This is a genomic window from Ruminococcus sp. OA3 (assembly GCF_022440845.1).
Lineage (GTDB): Bacteria > Bacillota > Clostridia > Lachnospirales > Lachnospiraceae > Ruminococcus_G.
Genome location: NZ_JAKNTO010000001.1, coordinates 1,945,937 through 1,965,961 on the forward strand (window position 1 = coordinate 1,945,937; position 20,025 = coordinate 1,965,961).

The following is a 20,025-nucleotide window of genomic DNA, read 5'->3' on the forward strand; positions in this document are numbered from 1 at the left end:
ATAGAACAGTGTGAAAGTAAAATGAAAGGAGAGGAAAGGATGAAAAAAGTATTGGGGGTTTTATTGGCGATGGGAATGTTGGTATCAATGGCCGGATGCGGAGGCCAGGAGTCGAGCGAAACTTCCGGAGGCAAGGCGGACGCTGACACCAAAAGCACCGGCACAGGCAGCAGCAATGATGCGGCAGAAGAGGAAGCGGTAGCTAAAGACGACGGAGATATCACCATAGCGTTTATTGTGAAATCTCTGGAAAATCAGTTCTTTACGGATGCCAAAGAAGGTGCGGAGGCGAGAGCCAGTGAGCTCGGGGTGAATATCAACTATCTGGCACCGGCCGGTGGTCAGGCTGATATCGAGGGAGAAGTACAGCTGATGGAAGACAGTATTATCAAAGGCGTGGATGCAATCATTATCGATTGTTCCGACAACGCAGCGCTGAATTCTTCCATTAAAAAAGCGAATGATGCGGGAATACCGGTTGTATTGTTCAATGATACGGTTGATATGGATGACCTGGAAGCGCTGGGAGGACATATTGATTCTTACGTAGGATTGAACTCTACGGAGGCAGCAAAGCAGGTGGGAGAATACTGTGTTGAGAATTCCGAACCGGGAAAAGTCGCTATCATCGAGGGAATGTCTGGAATCGTGGCATCAACAGAACGCGTGGAAGGGTTTAAGTCGGCTCTTACGGATGAATTTGAAGTTGTGGCATCACAGCCGGCTGACTGGGATAAGAACCAGGCATACGATGTTATGCAGAATATCCTGACGGCAAATCCGGACATTTCCATCGTCTGGGCGGTCAGCAGCACCATGGGTATGGGAGCCATTCAGGCAATTGAGGATATGGGCATGGCAGACAAAATTGATGTCTATGACTTTGACTGCGAGGCGGATGATGTACAGGCCATCAAAGACGGCAAGCTGTGTGCGACGCTGCGTTATCCTACGCAGGAATGGGCTGCGCTGGCATTTGATACGGCACTCTCGCTTGTAAAAGGCGAGACGGTGGAAGAGAATGTATACACGGAAGTACAGGTTATCACACCTGATAATGTGGATACTCTGGAATAATATCAGAACTGTAAAAAAGGCCGGCAGGGCCGGGAGTACGTTGCCAGTATTCCCGGCTTGTATGCCTATTGCATAAGTTTCCGAAATTGCTTCGGTGAACAACCGATCTTATCGGTAAAGACATTAGTGAAGCTGGCGCCGCTCAAATATCCGACTTCAAAAGCAATGTCAGATACTGACTTATTAGTCGTGATCAGAAGAAGCTTGGCCTGGTTCATCCGCACATTGATCACATACTCAATCGGAGATAATCCGGTTTCTTTTTTGAACAGATGAGAGAAATAATAAGGACTTAAATGCAGCAGGTCAGCGAGATCCTGAAGTGACAGCTTTTCCGTCATATGCTCATGAATATAAAGGAGAGCTGTTTCCACAGAGGCGTTGTTTTCTGAGGCATACATCTCATCATTGGCAAACAGCAGCTGAATACATTTGTACACGCGCATTGAAGTATCAATGATACTTTCATACTTATTCATGTCGTAAAATGCAATCGTATTCACAAGAAAATTCCGAATCAGCTGATTCTTCTTGGAACGGATCAGGGGCGGTGACTTGCTCAGATAATACTGGCATAGCTCGCGGGCATTGGCTCCGCTGAAATGCAGGTACAGAAATTCCAGTCCGTCGTAAGCGGAATAGCAGTGAGGTTCTGATAAATCCAGCAAAATAACATCCCCGGCCTGTGCGTCAAACGTAATGCCGCGGTATTCAATGTGAAATAAACCCTGTTGAATGTACATTAAAATGCAATAGGGATACTGATCCCTCTTGTGATAATATTTTTCCGTGCAGAAAAAATGGCCGCACCAGGGAATATAATAAAATAATCTGCATTCCTGCTCGGTGAGCGGAGAGGCAAAGAAAAAGTTTTTGGACTGGGGAAGAACTCCGGGCTCCAGGCCGCGCGCTGGTATTCTCATAATATCACCTTTTAAACCACCTTATAATGATTAATTATTTATGTAACTCAAAGATAGCATAATTCCTTGTAATAAATAAGCGAATAAACGCTTAGCGCATAAGCTTTCGAAACTGCCTTGGTGAACAGCCGATTCTGTCCGTGAAAACATTGGTAAAACTGGCACCGCTGGAATATCCTACCTCGTAGGCGATGTCGATGATTGTTTTATCGGTTGTTATCAACATCAGTTTCGCCTGATTCATGCGGACATTGATCACGTATTCGATGGGAGAAAGACCAGTCTTTCGTTTGAACAGGTGTGAAAAATAGCAGGGGTTCAAATGCACCAGACCAGCAAGCTCCTGCAGTGTCAATTTCTTATGAATGTTTTCATGAATATGGCGGAGTGCGTGTTCGATTGCATTATCACTGGAAATAGAATACTCATGTTCTTGAGTAAACAGCAGGTTGATACATTTATAGACCCGCATGGATGTATCCGGTATGCTTTCGTAAGGGTTTGTATCATAAAAAGCAATCGTGTTAGCGAGATAGTTGCGAATCAGAAAATTTTTATCGGTACGGATCAAAGGCCCGTCGTTTTTCAGGTAATACTGACATAGTTCATGGGAATTGGAACCATTAAAGCAAAAATACAAAAATTCAAGACCGTCATAGGCAGAATAAAAATGTGGTTCTGTCAGATCCAGTAAAATAACGTCTCCTGCCTGGGCATCAAAGACCTTTCCACGATATTCGATATGAAACAATCCCTGCTGTACATACATCAATAAACAGTAAGGAAAGTAATCACGTTTATGAAAATATTTTTCCGTACAGATAAAATGACCGCACCAGGGAATATAATAGAACAGATTGCATTCCTGTTCGGTAAGTGGCGATGCGAAGAAAAAATTCCTGGAACTTGGAAGAACTCCGGGCTCCAGGCCGCGCGCTGGTATTCTCATGATGAATTTCCTCCTCAATCTAAAGATAGCACAGATAAAAAGAAAATGCAAAATGTAATGGGGGATGAATATCACAGCAATATGATTGAATATACGTGCACTTTCTTCTATAATGAAAATATGAAAAACAGTGTAACAGAAACTATTGCATCGGCTTATAAGTATGGAAAGGACACAACATGGAAAACTTATGCGAAGAATTTACACAGGCCACACTCCCCAGGCTGCCGAAGAATAAGACAATGAAAATCGGCTGCATCGGCTCCGGTTTTATCATGGCGGAATGCCAGCTGAGCGCTTACAGAAAAAGTGGATTCTGTGTATATGGAATTGCCTCGAGAACTTACGAAAATGCAAAAATAGTTGGGGAGCGGTATCAAATTCCAAACGTTTATCAGACGATCCAAGAACTGATCGCAGATTCGGAGATTGAGATCGTTGACATTGCGCTGCCTCCACATGTGCAGAAGGATATCGTACGGCTCTGCTGTGAGCAGGATCATATCAAGGGGATTCTGTGCCAAAAACCTCTGGCGGTCAATATGAATGATATGAAAGAAATATCGAGGATGTGTAAAAATGCGGGCATTAAAGTGGCGGTAAATCAGAACATGCGCTATGATCAGTCGATCCGGGCGCTGAAATATGCACTGGAAGAGGGATACCTGGGTGATCCGGTGCTTGCGTCGATTGACCTGCGGGCACTCGCGGGTGTTCAGCCTTTCTTCAGAGCATATGGAAAATTTGAGATTCTGGATCTGGCGATCCATCACCTGGATTGCTTTCGTTATCTGTTCGGCGATCCTGAAAAAGTGATCGCCGTCTGCAGACCCGATCCGAGGACTCCATTTGAGCACAGAGATGGCCTTTCAGAATATATCCTGCAGTACAAAAACGGCCTGATCGCCAACAGCATTGACGATGGGTACGCGGGACCGGATGAGCCGTGTGCCAGTGAGCGGTATATCAACTGGAGAGTGGAGGGTACTGAGGGAATTGCTTTGGGCACCATCGGTTGGCACAGATTTCCCGAGATCACTCCCAGTACATTCAGGCTGGCGAGTACAAGAATTCCGGACAAGTGGCTGACACCATCCTGGAAGACTGCCTGGTTTCCGGACGCCTTCACGGGAACGATGGCAGACCTGATGTGCGCGTTGGAAGAAGACAGGGAACCCGAGATCAGCGTAGAAGATAATCTCGTCACCATGGCATGTGTGGAGGCATGTTACAAGTCTATTCGGGAGGAACGGACGGTCTATTTGAGGGAGTTGCTGTAAAAATGAAAATACCTTACATGCGAATATTGCATTCGCATGTAAGGTTTCTTAAAGACTGTCAGAATCCTGCTTTTTTTAGTTCATCCATCATCGCACTTCTTCTTTTTGCACATACCTGATAGACAGATCCCGGACTTCCTCAGGAAAATGTTTTTTAATACTGCTTCATACTGGTCTAATGCATATACAGATATGCTGTTCTCTATTTCCAGTAAGAGCCGTTCAAACAATCCCTCCTCCTTCAGAAAGTCATATTTAACTGAATATGTATTTGGGGAAGTTAACAGCCGTTCGCGGAAGTCTTCCCATTCTGCCACGTCACAGATTTTCTTTAGTTTCTGTATGTATTCCAGATTGTACTGTCTGCATTGAAACACTTGATCAATAACTTCCTTCCTATAATTCTCTTTTTGATTTGTCTTTTCATAAAGGTTCATTAACTGGCAGCTGTATTCTGACATCAGTCCGGCATGTTCACCATCAAGCAGTTTGCTTTCTTCCAGCACTTCAATTGCTTTCGCATAATTCCCCTGTACGATACCACTCATTCATCAGAGCACTCCCATATTGCCTGTATCTCCATGTTTCACAGCCATTTGCGCCTCCGTACTAATAGTAGTGTCGCATGTATTTTTGAAGACGACAATAATCTTTCATAGACAGGAAAGTACTTGAAATCAGTTCTTGAATACGGTAGTTAACTAAAATCAACAAAACATAAATTGAAAATTCATGCAATATATATGAAATTCACAATGAAATTAATATAATGCACTTTTTCTTTAATTTGTCAGTTTACAGAAAAGTCAAAAAAAATTAACATGATAAAAAAGAGGAGGCGAGATAAAGGATGGAATACACGGGTGAATATATTCTCGAAATGAAGAATATCGTGAAACTCTTTCCGGGCGTACGTGCACTGGATGGGATGGACCTGAAAATCCGACCGGGCAAAGTCCATGTGATAGCCGGAGAAAACGGAGCCGGAAAATCAACGCTTATGAAGGTCATAAACGGAGATTACGTTGCTGAAGAAGGTGAAGTCATCTATAAGGGGCAAAAGCTTGGCAAAAGGACGATCATGGAGACGATCCAGATGGGAATCTCCATGATCAGACAGGAAATGAACCCAATCAGACAGATGACTGTTGCGGAGAACATTTATCTGGGTCGGGAACCACAGAAAGTAAAGGGATTTGTGGATTTTAAAATATTAAATGACAGGACAAATGAGCTTCTTCAGGAGTTGGAAATTCCCTATAAGGCGACGCAGAAGCTGGAGACGATGAGTATTGCGGCACAGCAGCAGATAGAAATTGCAAAAGCTATGAGTACGAACGCATCTGTCATTATCATGGATGAACCTACTTCGGCAATATCAGACACAGAAGTCAATATGTTGTTCAGACAGATTCAAAGATTAAAAGAGAAAGGCGTTGCGATCATTTATATTACTCATAAGATGGACGAAATCAGGAGGATCGCGGATGAAATCACGATCATCCGGGACGGGTCATGGGTGAGCTCCGGTCCAATTGAAAAGTATAAAGAGGATGATATTATATCACTCATGGTAGGACGGAAAATCTCAAACATTTTCCCAAAAGAAGAAGTACTGATCGGTGATGTTGTGATGGAAGTGAAAGGCCTGACCAGCAGAGGAGTCTTCAGAGAAATTGATTTTAAGGTCCGTGCAGGAGAGATCCTGGGATTCTCAGGTCTGGTTGGCGCGGGACGTTCCGAAGTGATGCGCGCCATTTTTGGATTGGATCCTTATGACTCCGGCAAGATTATGCTGAATGGCAGAGAGCTGAAAATAAAAAGTACAGAAGATGCCATTGCCAACGGGATTGCAATGGCATCGGAGGACCGCCGGGCGGAGGGTATTGTTCCGGTGAGATCAGTAAGAGAAAATATTTCTCTGGCTTTTATCCGGCAATTTAAAAGGCAGGCAAAAATCGTCAATAAAAAAGAAGAGAAAAAAGCGGTCAATGATATGATTGATACCTTCGACATTAAGGTTTCCAATCCAGAACAGGAAATACGGACACTTTCCGGAGGAAATCAGCAAAAGGCAATTCTCGCGAAATGGCTTCTGGGGGATATTAAAGTCCTGATCCTGGATGAGCCGACGAGAGGAATCGATGTTGGCTCCAAGGCAGAGATTCATAAGCTTATGTGTGATTATGCGAAAAAGGGAATTGCAATTATCATGATATCTTCTGAGTTGCCGGAGATCCTGGGTATGAGTGACCGGGTTATGGTCATGAGGGAAGGGCGGATAGCTGCTGAACTTACACGCGAAGAGGCATCGCAGGAAGCGATTATGAAATTAGCAACCTGATTCGGAAAAGAGAGGTATCGAAGAGATGAGGAAAACAAAAAAGAAATTTAGTTTTGCAGAATTTTACAGCAAATTTGGCGTTGTCACCATTCTGATCGTGGTATTTGTGATTGCGTCTTTGCTTTCGGGAAACTTCCTGAAACCGGCTAACCTTACAAATGTTTTGCGGCAGATCGTGGTTGTTACCGTAATTGGATGCGGAGCCTGTTTTGTGTTGATCACCGCACAGATTAATATCGCCTATGACTCACTGATCGCCTGTGTGGGATGTACGTCATGTCTGGTAATGATTCATACTGGTAGCGTCTTTCTGGCAGTGATTGTCGGAATCGCACTGGGGGCAGTGATCGGACTGTTTTACGGATTTTGCGTGGCGAAATTGTCAATGCCTGGATTTATTGTCGGTCTGGCGATCGATACGATAGCGTCGGGAGCCATCCTTCTGGCGACGAACGGAAATCCGATTTCCGGTCTGGGGAAATTTACAGTGATCGGGCAGGGGTATATAGGATTCGTACCGATCTCTGTTATCATTATGTTTGGTGTTTTGGCCGTAAGCTACGTTTTGCTCAACATGACCTGCTTTGGAAGACAGGTTATGGCGGTCGGCGGAAATAAGCAGGCGGCGATTGCCTCCGGCATCAATGTGGACAGAGTCATTATATTAGTTTACATATACGATGGCATCATGACGGCCATTGCAGCGATTATCTTTATGTCGCGGCTATCCTCCGGTCAGCCGTCCGCAGGCGTGGGATATGCATTTGATGCGATTACAGCTGTTGTCGTAGGCGGTGTTTCGATCTACGGGGGCTCCGGTAATGTGATAGGAACAATTGTCGGAGCTGCCATCGTAGGTATTCTCAATAATCTGATGAATCTTCTGAATGTCACCAGTTATTGGCAGAATATCGTTTCCGGCATTGTTATCCTTCTGGCAGTGCTGATGGATGTCATGACGAAACGTGCCTCCGCAAATGCAATCAAGAATGCGATGGCTGACAGAACGGAGAAGGCAGCTTAGTGAAAACCTGAAACTAAAGGCAAGGAATGCTTTTAGAATACACGAAAAAAGGAGAAACGATATGAAACGAGGTAAACTGAAAAAGATGATGGCATTGATTGCCGGGTTTGCGATGGTGTGTACAGTGATAACAGGTTGTTCATCTGGGGGCGGATCTTCCGATGATGCGGGGAACAAAGAAGATTCACAGAGCAGTGCTGACAGTGAGGAGAAAGAGACTTACACGATCGGTTTTACGAACCGTCTGGCATCCGATGTGTTTTTAAAAACACTGGAGGACAAGTTTGTAGCCGCATGTGAGGCGGACGGACGATTTGAAGTAGTACGGGCAGATGCCAACAATGACAGCCAGAAACAGGTGGAGCAGGTTGACAATTTTCTTGTGATGGATGTGGATGCTCTTGTGTTGTGCCCGAATGATCAGGAAAGCCTTGTGCCTCAGATTGAGCAGGCCAACAAATCAGGAATACCGGTATTTACATTTTCAACGCAGGCATCCGGCGGTGATCAGGTGTATGTAGGAGTTTCTAATTACGACTGTGGATATTGTCAGGGAGAATGGCTGCATGAAAATCTTCCCGAAAATGCAAAAATCATCTATCTTGCCGGAAATATGGGCTATCAGATTTCCATTGACAGGGAAAATGGTCTGAAAGACGGCTTGGGTGATCGTCTTGCCGAGAATGGCGGGGATGTTGAAATAATCGCTCAGCAGGAATATATGTATACACGTGAAGAGGGCATGACGATTATGGAAGACTATATCCAGGCATATGATGACTTCGACTGTGTGGTCACGGTCAATGACCAGGGAGCCTGCGGAGCCATTGAGGCACTGAAGGCCGCCAATCGGCTGGATGGTGTGATGGTCTGTGGGATTGACGCGATTGACGATGCGCTCAATTACATCTCAAGCGGTGAGATGTCGATGACTGTCCGCCAGGACCCGGATGCCCAGGCAGAGGCGCTGTATCAGGCGATCTGTGATACGTTTGACGGGAAAGAAGTTGAACCTGTGATTGAGACACCTGTCCAGACAATTACTTCAGACAATGTGGCTGAATTTGTAAAATAATAAACGAGGGTCAAAAGCGGGATGTCATGCTAGAGGGCAGCCCGCTTTTGGGAAATAGGAGGAAAACATATGGAAAATTATTCTGGCTATGAGTTTGATCCTGATTTTGACAGGACGGATGTTGATATTTTATGTATATCCGGAAAGAGTGATATTGTTCAGAAGCCCGTAGATCCGGCAGATCCCTACAGGTCCTCACACATCGGAATATTTCAGCGGTGTATTGAGACCGGTGATAATAAGGAAACGTACGCGGTCTATATACCGGAAGACTTTCCGCCATTCGGGGATGGAATCTTTGTGTTTGCACCTGGAAAAATATCAGCAGAAGACTATATACAGCATAGCGGTATCCGGAAAATGGCGGATGAACACTGCATGGTTCTTCTTATCCTGCAGTCCCCCGATACTTTATGGAAAGAAAGAAGCGTTGAAAACATTCTTGCGTATGCCAGAAGCGCCTTTCTGGACATGAGCCTGAGGGATCTCTATACCTGGAATGAGGCGTCTTATTATGTATTAGGCATGGAAGACGGCGCCTATGCGGCAAACGTATTTACCATGATGTACAGCAGCATTCTTGCCGCGTCAGTGCTGCGCGGGGATTCTTCCGTCTCAGAGGAGTTTCTTGACATCGTGAAAACACTGCCGTCTGATGGAAACAGGGATATCCGAAAATCCGACAATCCGATTCCGGTCTGGCTGATTGGAGAGGATGAAAGGTCCGTCAGATACTATCGCAGCGCATGCCGTACCGAAGAAGGATACAGTGTTGGAAATTTTGCCAGGAAGTATATGCCGAAACCAGATCCTGTCTTAAGCCTGGTTGATGAGCAGGCGGTCGCTGAGGTATGGGTCAGTACACCGGAAGAGACTGCCGGCTGGGAGAGCGAATGTTTTTTTGACGAGGCCGCCAGATTTCTTCTTCGTTTCAAAAGATGGGCAGGAACGGGAAAACGTAAGCTGAGAAGAACGATAACAGCTGATGATATCGGTCTTGTCAAAAAGGAGATAATTGCTGACGGAAAAAAACGATACTGGTATGTCTATGAACCCTCCGCATACAGAAGGGACAAGACGCAGAAGCTGCCGATGGTGATCGGATTGCACGGACTGTGCGGAACCGGGGAGTTCTGGGCGCAGAACACCGAGTGGCATCGTGTGGCGGAAGCCAGAGATTTTATTATGGTATACCCAACGGCGTATATGCATATATACGGAGCGTGTATGTGCGCGACACCTGCGTGGTCGGGATCGGGGATGACGCTGTCTGACGGTCATGATGACCTGCCATTTTTTAAGGCAATGATTGAAAAGATGTGCGAAGAGTATGTGATTGACAGTGAGCGCATCTATGTTGCCGGACACTCCAATGGTTCCGCGATGACACAGAGATTAATCGAAAAAATGCCTGCATATTTTGCGGCATTCGGACCAAACGGATACGCGGAGGGCGATATCGCAAAGGAATGCAGGTTAAATTCATATGAACATTCTGTTGTGTGCCCAACGTGGCTGTTTAAGGGGGACAGAGATATTGGAAGCAAGGCTGATCTGACGGAGGGATCAGCAAATGCATGTGTACTCGGCAGGCTCTGTGAGCAAAACGGGGCTGATTACCGGTCACCGAAAATTTACCAGAATGGTATCTATAAAAACTATGTGTGGTATGATAAACAGAGAGTACCTGTTGTCAGATTCAGTGCCCTGAAAGGTTTTCCGCATGCTTATACGCCGGAGAATGCCTGGATGACCTGGGACGAGTATTTTTGTAAATTTAAACGAAAAAGAGATGGTTCTGTTGAATATCTTGGATGAGATCACGGAGGTCAGTGAATGATGAGCAAAATCAGGCAAAAAATTGATCCGTTAGATCCCTATCTGCCCAGTCATGTGGGCGTTTTTGAGGATGAAATCGAGGTCTGCGGTGTGATGCGTCGCGTGATCATGTATATTCCTGAAGGGGCGCGGGCGTCCAATGCCGGTATCATGATACTGCCGGACGATGGGATATCTGCGGCGGAGATGCTGGAAAAGAGCAACTGGCGTGAGATAGCCGATACAGAGGAAGAAAAAGAAAAAATAACGTTGATGTTTCTGGAGCCGCGGCATGGACATTGGAATATTAAGGAACCATACGGGGAAGACGGCGGAGATGTGGAGTATGTGAAAATGGCATATGATCGTTTTGCCCGCCGGGATCTGTTCTGCGTTCATGAATCTAAATTCTATATGGCAGGTTACGGGAGCGGGGCAACGATTGCACAGATGGCGGCTATGTATGACCCCGCGGTATATGCCGGCATTGCCGCCGTCTCACCAAAACCTGTACCGGAACAATTTATGAAAGAAGCAGGCGCACAAGTTTGTTTCCGCTTGAATGGGTTTGAGGATGCCACAGGATTGGGAATGAAAAAAGGGGAAATTCCGGTTCCCGTATGGATCATTCTGGACAGGAACTGTGATGATACATATGATAGTGAAACAGCGTATTGGAAAAGGGCGCTTGCAGCTGACAAATGCAGTATGCTTTATCCGGATACGGTACAGCATATCCGGACAAAAGAGACGCTGTCGCCTCTTAATCAACACAAAGAGGCCTATCGGCTATGGGTGAGCAGGATTGAGAATCCTGCAAAGGATCATGGAAACCTCCTGAATCGGCGTATCTGGAAGAAATTTTTATATCCGGTGCGCAGATGGATGTCGCAGCCGGGCGGAGATCTGCGGATGACGCGTGCGTTGATTGATGATTTGCATATGGAGTATTATTACAGGGAAGTTGACGGATGGATGCGTGAATGGTATGTCTATGTGCCGGAAAGCGTAAAGGCAAATCCAGACAGGAAAGTACCGCTTGTCCTGGCTATGCATGGATATACGTGTTCAGGTGAAATCTACAGCGGAAATTCAGGCTGGCATCAGGTTGCTGACGAATACGGATTTATTGTGGTGTTCCCATCAGCGGTTCACGGCTGTTTTGCGGTGAAGGAGGAAAATCGTGCCATAAGCAGGGATATCACGGTTCTGCCGGCGTGGAATATCTACTCAAATCCGGAGTTTCCCGATGAGCTTAACTTTTTTGAATATCTGCTGGATGATTTGATGCATACCTATTGTATCGACGAAGGTCGTGTCTATGCGACAGGGCATTCGATGGGTTCGCTGATGGTGCAGATGCTGGCGATTGCCAGACCTCATTGGTTTGCAGCGGTAGCCCCATGCTCAGGCGTGCTGTTTTTAGATGCGCTGGATCATTTTCAGATGCAGGACTATTTCAGGGAACGGCCGGATGTTGAAATGCCGGTGTGGATGTTCGGGGGTGAGAGAGAAGAATGGCTGTTGCCCGCGGTGCCTGCGGGGGATAATATAACCGCCGAATCGATTCGCTTCTGGTGCCGGCTGAACGATTATGAGTCGGTCCCCGGGGAGTTTGCAGAAAGTCAGATTCACAGTCAGCTGTGGCATGATTATTGTTTCAAAAAGGGAGTATGCGACCTTGTACGCTATACATGGATCAGACATCTCCCTCATGCGACGATGCCGGAAATGTCGTTCCGGATATGGGAAGAGTTTTTTTCCGGGTATTACCGGGATTCAGATGGGAAAACCGGACAGTATTAACTGCTGTCCGGTTAGTTGAATATACGAGGAGGGTCACGGAGAATGGAAAAAATAAAGGAATCCCGGCTGCTGTGCAAATCAGAGAAGGGAAATGTCAGAAGGATATATCTGTCACTGGCTGCCACAGCGATGGTTGTGTTGGTCTTTCAAGCGATTGTTTTTTTCAGCCACATTTTTAATCCGATACAAATCATGATCTTATGTGCATTTATTATTATGCTGATTTATTATCTGATTAAAATAAAAAGGGACAGTCAGAACTGGATTCACTTGTATAATGGGTATTTTGAAACGATGGAAGGACGGTTTTTATATGAAAAAATTCTCAGTTGCAATGCCTTGAAAGGACAAGTTATACTGAAAACTGACAGAAAAAAGACCTTTTATGCAGAAAATGCAGAGGAATTGGAGAAGGTTATTAAAACACAGATGAGAAAAGGACCCGATTCAAAATAAACTATCGGGGGGAGGTAGTTTGATGTTGAAAGTATTGATCGCGGATGATGAAGAACACGTTTGTAAGTTGATCGAAAAGCTTATAAAGTGGGAAGAATTAGGACTTCGGCTTGTTTCTGTGGTTCATTCCGGAAATGCGGCGCTGGAGGCATACAGAGAGCTGCAGCCGGATATTATCATTACAGATATACGTATGCCGGCTCTGAGCGGTATCGATTTGATCAAAGAAGTGAAGCGCCTCAATAAGGAAATAAGTTTTCTGGTAATCAGCGGTTACAGAGTTTTTGATTATGCATATGGAGCGTTGAAAAACGGGGCGGACGACTACATTGTAAAGCCGATCAGGCAGAATGATATTAATAATGCATTGAAAAGAATCGTGGAGAAGAAAAATAAAACACTCAAATTAGAATCAGAGAACCGAGAGTACAAGCAGAAAGAGATTATCTACGATCTCATGCAGTCCCCTGAAAAGGTGGAAGCCTGTCACTCCTGCCAGGATATTAACTGCCATTATAATTTAAATATTAAATGCAATGAAGTAACTGTTTTTATTTTAAAAATTGATCTGCATGGGAACATCAAGATAGGTGAAAATTTAAATGTAATTGCAGAGCATGTTCTGCACCTTTTGATTCAACAGATGGAGAAAGAAGGATACGCTGTTTACGCTGCGATATATCATGATATGATTCCGGTGATTGTTGAGACAGATGTACTGGAACAGCAGGCGTTTTTTGAGAGTCTGAAAAAAATACTCAAGGAAATCAGGCTGGTAGAGGATAAAGTAATTAAAGTAAGTTCCTGCATTGGAATCGGTGGAACAGGGGATATATCAGAATTAAGTGCACTTATGGATCTGGCGCAATATGCCGTTTGGGATAAGTTATCCGGAGGGAATAAGAAGATTCTGGTTTATCATGAAAGAGAAAATGAAGAAAACATTATTTTTTCTGATGCTCTTAGAACTTCGCTGAAAAGCTGCGTCGAAAGCCTGAATTACAGTGGGATCATGGAGATTGTGACAAGGCTTGAAGACGGTTTCAAAAGTGATAATCATAACATTTCAGGATGGCAGATCTATGATGCGTACAGAACACTTCTGGAACATATGGTGGGTATCCTGAAGAAAGTTGACTCGGAAAGGGAACTCACGGAATATGCAGAAGGCAAACTTCTGGAATTGCGGATGTGCGCTGAGTCCTCTGAGATGATAAGATTCATCAGGACAGTGATAGAAGAAATACTGTTTCGAATTAAAAAGCTGGAGGAGAACTTAGAGAAAAGGCCAATACGAACAGCGATTACATATATCAATGAACATTACAGTGAAAATCTGTCCTTGGAAAATATAAGTACGGTCGTAAAGTTGAATTCTGTTTATTTTTCAACGATGTTTAAAAGAGAGACGGGAAAAAACTTTGTGGAATATCTCACGGAGGTTCGTCTTGAGCACGCAAAAAAGCTGTTAATTGAATCGGATTATAATATATCTGAGATCGCGTGGAAGGTAGGCTATCAGGATGAGAAATACTTTATGAAAGTCTTTAAAAGAGAAGCCGGTATTACATGTGCTAAATACAGAAAGTTATACGGCTGAGGAGTTTTATGAATACGATCAGTAACAGAATCAATAAAATACTGCTTTTTGTTTTGTTCTTTTATATCCTGGACAGTATTCTGCTGTTCCCGGCAAGGTCAAATCGCATATATATGATGGCTTTTATTTTGCTCCGGGCAGGCTTCTTTGCAGTGGCGGCGTTCGTTGTTAAGCTCTATGTGATCAGACCGCTTGGAAAGACAGAAAAAGCGATGGATGACTATGTTTCCGGAAGAATCGGACTGGAACAACTATGTGAAGAGCGCCCGATCACCCCGGCCTGTGACAGGTTTTTACAATATTTGATGTTAACAGATAATAAGAAGGAAATGCTGAAATACTCTGTTGAACAGGCAAAACTGATTGCTTTGCAAAATCAGATTAATCCGCACTTTCTGTACAATACGCTGGATGCGATAAGAGGAGATGCGCTGGACGCCGGTTTAAATGAGATAGCATCCATAACAGAGGCGTTGGCCTCTTTTTTCTATTATTCCATTTCGGACCTCGATCATTTGACAACGCTGGCTCAGGAATTGGAGAATGTTAAAGAATATTTCAAAATTCAGCAGTTTAGATTTGGTAAAAATCTGAAACTTGAGATAGACAGTGAGGAGGGATTTTCCACTGCTTCCAGATATTGTATACCCAGAATGACGCTGCAGCCGCTTGTGGAAAATGCTATCTCGCATGGACTGGAGTGTAAAGAGAAAAAGGGAACGGTAAGTATCCATATAGTGCGTTCGCAGTATGAGCTGATCATCAAAGTGATTGATGACGGTATCGGGATGGAGAAAAGTGAAGTTGACAGTATCAACGGGACGCTGCACAACTCCAACGCCTGTAATATGAGGAAAGAAGGACGGGGAGGAATAGCGCTGGCTAATATCAACAGCAGGATTAAGCTTATATTTGGCGCTGAATATGGTGTCACTGTATTCTCGTGTAAAAACATAGGAACTACCGTACAGATCAATATTCCGTTGGTGGAAAGGAATAAATGGAATGAAGAAGGAATTACTGCGAATAGAGAATGGGATGGTTCTTCAAAATAAGCATGCAATTTTATATTCTGTTTTTATTCGTGTTTTTTGCGGGGATATTGTAGGAATCACATCTGACAGGAGTTATGTGATTGAGTATCTTTTGAAATGTCTGTGCGGGCAACTGGATTTTGATTCAGGATTCCTGTATTATGAGGGACGACTGATCAGCAACAGTGGAAAGACGGGGGCATTTAAGTCTAATTATACGTTGATCAATGATCATTCTTCGTTTATTAAAACTTTGACGCTCGCCGAAAATGTATTCGCCCTGCAGGAGACGACACCATTCTTTTTTCGAAAAAAGAATTCGGAATTTGAACTGAGAAAAATGATGGATGCATTTCACATAAAACTGTCAGTTGACACTCCGGTAAAAAAGCTGAATGTAATACAGAGAATTCAAATAGAGATGCTGAAGGCAAAAATCCACGGAAAAAAAATCTTTATGATAGATATGAGAAATCTTTATCTGTCTGTTCCGGAGAAAAAAGAACTGTATCAGTTTCTAAAACTATTGGGAGACTCAGGAGACTGCGTGGTTGTAATTTTCGCTAATCAGCCTAACAGGATTACTGACTTGGCGGACAAACTGGTTTTCATGTCTGACGGAAAGGTGTTGATTGAAACTGATAAATCCGAGAGCAGATATCTGGAAATAGAAAAGAACTTCAGCCTTAATCTTGATTCGCTGAATAAGAAGTATACACGCGGCGGTGTGAAAGAAGTACTCAGGTTTTCAGATGTATCTGCAGGCAGTCTTGAGGGACTCAATTTCGCAGTTCATGCAGGTGAGGTTGTCACTATATCATCCGACCAGTGGAGCACTGTCAAGGAGATCGAAATGATTCTAAAGGGAGAGCTGCGTCCGCATAAGGGAGAAATCTATATTAACCAGAGAAAATATAAACCGATGAAAAAAAATCGGATGCTGCAGCGGTACTCGATGGTTGTCATTGAACAGCCGGCAAAAAGTCAGCTTCTTTCTAATTTAAGTTTTTATGACAATTTGTGTATCAGTCGCGGACTGAGGATGCGCGGCTTCTGGTATGACAAATCAATAAAAAACAGCATTCAGAAATATTGCGGTAAACACATGGGAGAAGACCTCATCCATAAAAAAGTATCCGAGCTAACCATGATAGAAGCACAGAAATTACTCTATCTCCGGTGGTTGTTGTATTCGCCGGAGATTGTTGTCTGTGTGGAACCGTTTAAAAGCGTGGACGTGTATCTTGAGAAAAATGCGGTTGAGATGATCATGGAAATGTCCAGGAAGGGAATTGCAGTTATTGTTTTGACTCAGGGACTGCCGCAAAAGTAATCTCGGCTATATCTGTGTAACAGTTCCTATTTAACAGGAATAAAAATTTTAACTTCATTGTCCGGATCGTCAAAAGATACTACCTTGTGCTCATAGACTTCAAAATCTTCCCTGTCGTCGAGAACCTCTTTCGATGAGGGCAGCCATGTTCCGAAGATATACTGATAAGTTTTGAACAGATTTGAGAAAGTGCCGCGGTGAGTGAAAACGGCATATCTTCCCCCACGCAGTGTCTTTGCGGCAAGTGATTCCGGAAGCTTGTCAAAATCATACACCGGGCTGCCAACCATGGCTGAAAATGATACGTCGCCGTCTTCTGTATAGCTGGTCCGCTGCGTTTCACAGATGCGGTATCCCACGCCGGCATCAGCAAAAACACCTGCATGAAGATGCAGAAACTCATCCCACAATCCGGGAAGCCGGTTATCCAGGAGGGATGTAGTTCCCCGAATGCCGGCTACCTTTGTTTCCCTCATCATGACGATCTCAGGTGAATGTGAAATATTATTCGCGATGTGACTGACATCCTGAGGTGTAAGTTCTCTCTTGGCGTTCACTACAAGGTCAACGCCCTCCTTCCGGTAATGAACCGGGCTGACGCCAAAGACAGACTTAAATGCTCTGCTGAACGCCTCCGATGATTGGAATCCGCTGTCAAGAGCAATATCTATGATCCGATCGTCAGAATAAATAAGTTTTTCGGAAGCATGATACAGCTTCCGCCGATGAATGTAGCGGCCGACCGATTCCCCTAATACGGAAGAAAACAGCCGCGTCATATGGCAGTAGGAGTAGCCAGTCTCCCTGGACACATCAGTCAGGCCGATATTTTCATCTAAATGTTCTTCAATGTATTTGATTGCCCTCTCTAATGGGGATAATGGTATCAAGCCGGCACCTCCTTTGCGGTTTTCTCATTATAACATAGTGCATTTTATATCTCCATATCCAAAAAAAGCAAAAACTATCATGAATGGCACATTAGCATGTGGTATGATAGGAACAGCAAACGAAATGAGGTATAACAGATGGCAGATATTCTGGTGCAGGGACTGACTCAAAATAATTTAAAGCACGTCAGTTTCAGGATCCCCAGGGAAAAAATTACAGTGTTTACCGGCGTGTCTGGTTCCGGTAAATCCAGTATTGTATTTGATACCATTGCCGCCGAGTCACAGCGGCAGATGAATGCCACCTATCCGGCGTTCGTACGGGCCAGGCTGCCCAAATATCCTAAGCCCGCCGCCGAGCGTATTGACAATCTGACGGCGTCCGTCGTGGTGGACCAGTCTCCTCTGGGAGGCAACTCCCGTTCCACAGTGGGAACGATCAGCGGTCTGTATTCCAGCCTGCGGCTTTTGTTTTCCAGGATCGGACGGCCGTATGTGGGGACGGCATCCTGCTTTTCCTTTAATGACCCGGCGGGGATGTGCAAAACATGTTCCGGTCTTGGGAAGATTGTTAAAGTAGACGTGGAAGCCATCATAGAACCAGATAAGTCCTGGAAGGAAGGCTGCGTGAAGGATTCCCTGTTCCGGCCCGGTTCCTGGTACTGGAAGCAGTATGCCGGGTCCGGGCTGTTCGACCTGGACAAGCCGGTCCGGGAGTATACCGGGGAGGAATACAATCTGCTTCTGTATGGTTCGCGTGACGGCAGGGGTGAGCCGGAAAATCCGAAAGTGACCGGTCTGTTTCATAAATATACGAAAACGCTTCTGAACCGTGATATCAGCAGCAAAAGCAGGCATACTCAGGATAAGTCACAAAATCTGATTTCAGAGATCGAGTGTACCGACTGCCGCGGAAAGCGCCTGAATGATACGGTATTGAACTGCAGGATTGGAGGATATTCCATCGCGGATATGTGCGGAATGGAGCTGACCCAGCTTCGTGAAGTTCTGTCACAGATATCAGATCAGACGGTGGGGGTTCTGATACAGACGATGATAGAGGGGGTGGACAGGATGATAGAGATCGGCCTGCCGTATCTGCATCTCAACCGGGAAACTCCTTCACTGTCCGGCGGTGAGGCACAGCGTCTGAAGCTGGTCCGGTACATGGGCAGCAGTTTGACAGGGCTGACCTATATCTTTGATGAACCCAGCGCCGGTATGCATCCACGTGATGTCTATCGCATGAATAATCTGCTCAGACAGCTCCGTGACAAGGGCAATACGGTACTTGTGGTGGAGCACGACAAAGATGTCATCTCTATCGCTGACTATGTAATTGATGTGGGGCCGCTGGCGGGGCAGAGCGGCGGGGAGATCGTGTTTGCGGGCAGTTATCAAAAGCTACTGAAAGCCGATACCCTTACAGGCAGGGCAATGCGGCAGAAAATGCCATTGAAGCCAAATCCCCGACAGCCGGCGGGCATGCTGCCCGTCCGGAATGCCTGCCTCCATAACCTGAAACATGTAGATGTGGACATCCCACTTGGGATTATGACCGTTGTGACCGGTGTGGCCGGTTCCGGAAAGAGCACGCTGATCTCCAAAGTGTTTGCCAGCCAGTATGAAAGCGATATTGTGATGGTGGACCAGGGCCCCATCACGGCGACGAACCGCTCCACGCCTGCCTCCTACCTCGGCTTTTTCGATGAAATACGGAAGCTGCTGGCGCGGGAGAGCGGAAAGCCGGACGGCCTGTTCAGCTTCAATTCCACAGGTGCATGTCCGGTGTGCGGCGGCAAGGGGGTTATCGTGACAGAACTTGCTTTCATGGATCCGATTGTGACAGAGTGCGAGGCCTGCGGAGGGCTGCGTTATAATCAGGAGGCACTCGCCTGTACCTATAAAGGGAAAAATATTGTGGAGATTTTGAGCCTGACTGCTTCACAGGCGCTGGAAGTGTTCGAGGATGCCGGAATCAGAAGACGGCTGAAGGTGATGAAGCAGGTGGGGCTATCCTATCTGACGCTGGGACAGCCGCTTGGGACACTGTCCGGCGGCGAACGCCAGAGGATCAAGCTGGCGAAGAAACTGGGGAAGAGGGGCAAAATTATTGTGATGGACGAGCCAACCACCGGCCTGCACATGTCTGATATCCAGAATCTGATGGAGCTGTTCGATATGATCGTGTCCCGTGATAACACCCTGGTGGTGATCGAACACAATCTTGATGTGATGAAACGGGCGGATTGGATTATCGACATCGGACCGGATGGAGGCAAAAATGGGGGCGAGGTGGTATTCGCAGGAACGCCGGTGGATATGCTGAGGAACGCAAACACGCTGACCGCCGATAGCCTGCGGGCCTCGTGTGAACGGTGAGACAGCAAAGAAAAACAGAATTTCAACAAAGGAA

General features: G+C 45.4%; 16 protein-coding genes. 12 read left to right on the forward strand and 4 right to left on the reverse strand.

Annotated elements, in window-relative coordinates:
• The first annotated feature begins 39 nt into the window (after positions 1 to 39).
• Positions 40 to 1,077, forward strand: a complete 1,038-nt coding sequence (locus MCG98_RS08845) for a sugar ABC transporter substrate-binding protein (protein ID WP_240301637.1) — start codon at positions 40 to 42, stop codon at positions 1,075 to 1,077.
• A 65-nt stretch (positions 1,078 to 1,142) separates the two neighbouring features.
• Here MCG98_RS08845 and MCG98_RS08850 read toward each other — a convergent pair whose 3' ends face one another.
• Positions 1,143 to 2,000, reverse strand: coding sequence for an AraC family transcriptional regulator (locus MCG98_RS08850; protein WP_240301638.1), 858 nt, complete (start codon positions 1,998 to 2,000; stop codon positions 1,143 to 1,145).
• A gap of 91 nt (positions 2,001 to 2,091) precedes the next feature.
• A complete protein-coding gene (locus MCG98_RS08855) occupies positions 2,092 to 2,949 on the reverse strand; it encodes an AraC family transcriptional regulator (protein ID WP_240301639.1) in 858 nt (285 codons plus the stop codon).
• Positions 2,950 to 3,128: 179 nt separating this feature from the next.
• Here MCG98_RS08855 and MCG98_RS08860 point away from each other — a divergent pair, with 179 nt between their 5' ends.
• Complete coding sequence (locus MCG98_RS08860) at positions 3,129 to 4,229, forward strand: Gfo/Idh/MocA family oxidoreductase (RefSeq protein ID WP_240301640.1); 1,101 nt, start codon at positions 3,129 to 3,131, stop codon at positions 4,227 to 4,229.
• 80 nt (positions 4,230 to 4,309) lie between these two features.
• On the opposite strand, the gene MCG98_RS08865 is transcribed toward MCG98_RS08860, so the two are convergent.
• Positions 4,310 to 4,777, reverse strand: a complete 468-nt coding sequence (locus MCG98_RS08865; protein WP_240301641.1) for a hypothetical protein — start codon at positions 4,775 to 4,777, stop codon at positions 4,310 to 4,312.
• A 302-nt stretch (positions 4,778 to 5,079) separates the two neighbouring features.
• On the opposite strand from MCG98_RS08865, the gene MCG98_RS08870 reads away from it, so the two are divergent.
• The 9 genes from MCG98_RS08870 (at position 5,080) to MCG98_RS08910 (ending at position 16,719) form a co-directional block, all read left to right on the forward strand.
• On the forward strand, positions 5,080 to 6,573 hold the full coding sequence (locus tag MCG98_RS08870; protein WP_240301642.1) for a sugar ABC transporter ATP-binding protein: 1,494 nt from the start codon (positions 5,080 to 5,082) through the stop codon (positions 6,571 to 6,573).
• 25 nt (positions 6,574 to 6,598) lie between these two features.
• Positions 6,599 to 7,597, forward strand: coding sequence for an ABC transporter permease (locus MCG98_RS08875; protein WP_240301643.1), 999 nt, complete (start codon positions 6,599 to 6,601; stop codon positions 7,595 to 7,597).
• Between the two features lie 61 nt (positions 7,598 to 7,658).
• The gene (locus MCG98_RS08880; RefSeq protein WP_240301644.1) at positions 7,659 to 8,672 is read left to right on the forward strand and encodes a sugar ABC transporter substrate-binding protein; all 1,014 of its coding nucleotides are present in this window, start codon (positions 7,659 to 7,661) and stop codon (positions 8,670 to 8,672) included.
• 69 nt (positions 8,673 to 8,741) lie between these two features.
• Entirely contained in the window at positions 8,742 to 10,490 is a 1,749-nt protein-coding gene (locus tag MCG98_RS08885; RefSeq protein ID WP_240301645.1) for a PHB depolymerase family esterase, read from the forward strand.
• 18 nt (positions 10,491 to 10,508) lie between these two features.
• Positions 10,509 to 12,296 (forward strand): PHB depolymerase family esterase, encoded by a 1,788-nt coding sequence (locus MCG98_RS08890; RefSeq protein WP_240301646.1) that lies wholly within the window; start codon positions 10,509 to 10,511, stop codon positions 12,294 to 12,296.
• A 42-nt stretch (positions 12,297 to 12,338) separates the two neighbouring features.
• Positions 12,339 to 12,752 carry a hypothetical protein gene (locus tag MCG98_RS08895; protein WP_240301647.1) on the forward strand — a complete coding sequence of 138 codons (414 nt, stop codon included), beginning with the start codon at positions 12,339 to 12,341 and terminating at the stop codon, positions 12,750 to 12,752.
• 22 nt (positions 12,753 to 12,774) lie between these two features.
• On the forward strand, positions 12,775 to 14,352 hold the full coding sequence (locus MCG98_RS08900) for a response regulator (RefSeq protein ID WP_240301648.1): 1,578 nt from the start codon (positions 12,775 to 12,777) through the stop codon (positions 14,350 to 14,352).
• 8 nt (positions 14,353 to 14,360) lie between these two features.
• Positions 14,361 to 15,407, forward strand: a complete 1,047-nt coding sequence (locus tag MCG98_RS08905) for a histidine kinase (RefSeq protein WP_240301649.1) — start codon at positions 14,361 to 14,363, stop codon at positions 15,405 to 15,407.
• Complete coding sequence (locus MCG98_RS08910; protein WP_240301650.1) at positions 15,358 to 16,719, forward strand: ATP-binding cassette domain-containing protein; 1,362 nt, start codon at positions 15,358 to 15,360, stop codon at positions 16,717 to 16,719. The genes MCG98_RS08905 and MCG98_RS08910 overlap by 50 nt, the downstream gene beginning before the upstream one ends.
• 26 nt (positions 16,720 to 16,745) lie before the next feature.
• On the opposite strand, the gene MCG98_RS08915 is transcribed toward MCG98_RS08910, so the two are convergent.
• On the reverse strand, positions 16,746 to 17,609 hold the full coding sequence (locus tag MCG98_RS08915) for an AraC family transcriptional regulator (protein ID WP_240301651.1): 864 nt from the start codon (positions 17,607 to 17,609) through the stop codon (positions 16,746 to 16,748).
• Positions 17,610 to 17,747: 138 nt separating this feature from the next.
• Here MCG98_RS08915 and MCG98_RS08920 point away from each other — a divergent pair, with 138 nt between their 5' ends.
• Positions 17,748 to 19,991 (forward strand): excinuclease ABC subunit UvrA, encoded by a 2,244-nt coding sequence (locus MCG98_RS08920; protein ID WP_240301652.1) that lies wholly within the window; start codon positions 17,748 to 17,750, stop codon positions 19,989 to 19,991.
• Positions 19,992 to 20,025 lie beyond the last annotated feature (34 nt).